We start from the raw sequence: 2,321 nt of genomic DNA, 5'->3' as shown, positions 1-2,321 counted from the left end.
GTTGTGTCTCTCCGCTTTTATGTAGGCGTTCAGGTGTATCCGCTCAAACTGGTGGCGGCGAGGGCGTGGTTAGGCAGCGTTTAAGTCTTGGTCCGCCTTTGGAAGGAAACCTTTGCTTTGCCCAGCGGTGGTTCCTTTTAGCGGATTTTTGTTCTCCACGCTGATTGTCGGCTTGGTTCTCGTGGGCAGGGTTGTAGCCTTGTATTGGACGTCTCTGTGGATGTTTAGGTTCATGATTAAAGTCTAAGAATGGTATTATTTATCATTAAATCTTTCTACTGCTGTAAACCCCTTATGGTTTCTTCGATGAATTCTGTTCTCAGTATTATGTCCTTATTCTTTTCTAGTAACTTCTCTAGTCGCTTTCTCAATATCTGTTAACTCCCTCTCCAACTCTTTCTTTGTTTCAACGAGAGCCTTCCAAGCAAACCATGTTTCATGAGACTCGTAGCTTTCAGGCAAGTTTTCTGCATATTCCTCAAATAATCCGTGCTTCTGCTCAAGCTTTCTGAGTTTCTGATCCACTTCTTGTAGTTCTTTTAGTACTTGTTCTCTTCTCTCTTTTAGAAATTTTAAAGCAATACTCCTAAATAGTTCCTCGTTCTTCTCTATGATCCTCAACAAATGAGACATAAAAACAACCTTTACTACTAGTGATATGCTAACTCAATTTTTAGTATTATATATATTTAAGTATTGTTAAAATGTTTAATGAAGGAAAAAATTATAATAAAAAAATATAAGCAAAACTTGAGTATGGTGGGAGTTATGGACGTTTTAGAAGCTATAAAGATGAGAAGGAGTATAAGAAATTTTACCGGGGAGATACTCAGTGAGGAACTCGTATATTCCATAATCGAATCTGGAAGACTTGCTCCATCTGCGGGTAACAGGCAGCCCTCTAGATTTGTCGTTGTCTGGGACAGAGAAAAGATTAGAGAAATAGCTAAAGCTTCCATGCGCTTTCTCAGCAAAGCCGGAGTAGTAATTATAGGGGCAGCAGATCCCAAAAGCTCACCAAAATGGTACCCGGTAGACCTAGCCATAGCTTTTGACCACATGGTTCTCACAGCCCAAGCCCAAGGACTGGGGACCTGCTGGATAGGAGCCTTCAATGAAGAAGAAATTAAAAAAATACTGGGTATGCCTAAAGAGGTAAACATTGTGGCTATGCTGGGAATAGGGTATCCCAAAATGATACCGAATCCAACATCGAGAAAAAAGATGGAAGAAATCGCCTTTCGAGACGAGTGGAATAATCCCTACACTCAACACAAGTAGAAAGCACGATAATCTAAGAGTTTATGTTTTCATATTTTTTATTATTTAAAATTGTTTAATGATTTTCTTGTATCGGCCTGTTTTTTTTGTTAGAATCCTCCTTTTCTTATTATGGCTGTTGTTACCACTTTTCCGACTAGAGTGTCGTCCTGTTTTTTTATCGGTATATCGAATATCATGAAAAGCATTTCATTCTTAACATACATGTCCACTACTTCCACCTGGGATACGAGAACATCCCCGGGTCTTATTGGTTTATAATACTCGTATCTCTGACCACCGTGGAGAAGCTTGGTCAAGTCTTTAATTATTCCCTCCTCGGCTAGTTTTCCAGCCCCGTAGAATGAGGGAAGAAAAATAACCGACAAGAACGATGGAGGAGCAAATATTTTAGAGTCATCTGGATCGATGTACTCCGGTTTCAGGTCGCCGGTTGCTTTAGCGTAAGCTCTTATTGCATCACCCGTTACCTTATAAGTGTTGGGTGTAAACTTGTAACCCTTAAATTTCTTATACTTTTCTTCACTCATATTAACACCTCTCTTCCCCTTTTAATATTTCAAGTATAAAAATTTTTTTGGTTACCAAATAATTAATAATATTCTGATGCTAAATACTTTGTAAAGATTTCTTAGAGGCTTTGCCATGGGAGAAGCAGATTTCTATAAGCGGGATTTGAAAAGGATGGAAGCACAGAAAGATGTTAAAGGCTTAATAAATACTTTAAATCGTGCTAGTGACTGGGAAATTCGAGCTCTGGCGGTAGAGGCTCTTGGAAGGATAGGAGGCAGGAAAGCAGTGGAAGCCCTGGGCCAAGCCCAAACTGACGATGATGATTTACTTGTCAGAATGAGAGCAAGAGAAGCACTGGAAAAAATTACGGATAAAAAAAATTGAATTAACCAAACAGACAACGGAAACTGATTGGCGCACATTATTAAAGTCCTCAGGAGCTTTAAAAATTGTAATAGAAAAAGTGTCTGTGGGAACAGTGATACAAGCATTAAATGATTATGATAAATATGTCAGAGAGAGGGCGG

Annotated in this window: 5 protein-coding genes; 2 read left to right on the top strand and 3 right to left on the bottom strand. The window is 39.1% G+C overall.

Annotated elements, in window-relative coordinates; translation table 11 throughout:
* Positions 1-69 precede the first annotated feature (69 nt).
* The gene (locus ACUVXA_RS19870) at positions 70-234 is read right to left on the bottom strand and encodes a hypothetical protein (RefSeq protein WP_445873029.1); all 165 of its coding nucleotides are present in this window, start codon (positions 232-234) and stop codon (positions 70-72) included.
* A 99-nt stretch (positions 235-333) separates the two neighbouring features.
* Positions 334-633: a hypothetical protein gene (locus tag ACUVXA_RS19865; protein ID WP_445873028.1), complete on the bottom strand. Its 300-nt coding sequence runs from the start codon at positions 631-633 to the stop codon at positions 334-336.
* A 135-nt stretch (positions 634-768) separates the two neighbouring features.
* On the opposite strand from ACUVXA_RS19865, the gene ACUVXA_RS19860 reads away from it, so the two are divergent.
* Positions 769-1,281 carry a nitroreductase family protein gene (locus ACUVXA_RS19860; protein WP_445873027.1) on the top strand — a complete coding sequence of 171 codons (513 nt, stop codon included), beginning with the start codon at positions 769-771 and terminating at the stop codon, positions 1,279-1,281.
* A gap of 89 nt (positions 1,282-1,370) precedes the next feature.
* On the opposite strand, the gene ACUVXA_RS19855 is transcribed toward ACUVXA_RS19860, so the two are convergent.
* Positions 1,371-1,811: an FAS1-like dehydratase domain-containing protein gene (locus ACUVXA_RS19855; protein ID WP_445873026.1), complete on the bottom strand. Its 441-nt coding sequence runs from the start codon at positions 1,809-1,811 to the stop codon at positions 1,371-1,373.
* A gap of 115 nt (positions 1,812-1,926) precedes the next feature.
* Here ACUVXA_RS19855 and ACUVXA_RS19850 point away from each other — a divergent pair, with 115 nt between their 5' ends.
* On the top strand, positions 1,927-2,178 hold the full coding sequence (locus ACUVXA_RS19850) for a HEAT repeat domain-containing protein (protein ID WP_445873025.1): 252 nt from the start codon (positions 1,927-1,929) through the stop codon (positions 2,176-2,178).
* Positions 2,179-2,321 lie beyond the last annotated feature (143 nt).

This window comes from Candidatus Jordarchaeum sp. (assembly GCF_052745115.1).
This window is presented reverse-complemented; position numbering and strand designations above follow the sequence as displayed.